The organism is Luedemannella helvata, assembly GCF_039528415.1.
GTDB lineage: Bacteria > Actinomycetota > Actinomycetes > Mycobacteriales > Micromonosporaceae > Luedemannella > Luedemannella helvata.
The window spans coordinates 1-522 of sequence record NZ_BAAALS010000140.1 but is presented as its reverse complement, the minus strand read 5'-3'; the positions used below and the strand labels follow the sequence as shown (position 1 = coordinate 522).

The 522-nt window shown below is 74.3% G+C and carries 1 protein-coding gene; it reads right to left on the bottom strand.

What is annotated here, in order from left to right:
• Positions 1–522 (bottom strand): DUF3418 domain-containing protein (locus ABD191_RS29150; RefSeq protein WP_344089214.1); only part of this gene is annotated, 522 nt, incomplete at both ends.

Sequence of the window (522 nt, the reverse complement as noted above, 5' to 3'; positions counted from 1 at the left end):
AAGTCGTCGGCCGACACGGGCGCGTACGTCAGTCGCTTGATCACGCCCGCGACCGCCTCGGCGAAGGGCGGACGGGCCTCACCGGATTCCGGACCGTCCGGGAGCTCCGCCCCGATCTTCGCGGCCCATTCGGCCGCCGGCACGACCTGACGGCGCAGGACTTTCGGCAGCGTGCGCAGCATCGCGGTGACGAGCTCGTCGCGGAGCCCGGGCACCTGCCAATCGAAGCCCGACGGCTCGAGGCGGGGGAGCAGCACGAGCGGCACCAGCACGCTCACCCCGTCGTCGGACGCGCCCGGCTCGAACCGGTAGCGGAGCGTGAGCGTCTGGTCGCCCTGGCGCCACCGGTCGGGGAACCCGCGGTCGGCGCTCACGTCCTCGTCGCCGACGAGGTCGGCCGCGGTCATCGTCAGGAGCTCCGGGGAGCGGCGGTGCGCGCCGCGCCACCAGCGCTCGAACGCGCGCGCGTCCGTGGCATCCGCCGGCAGTCGCTGCTCGTAGAACGCGACCACGGCCTCGTCG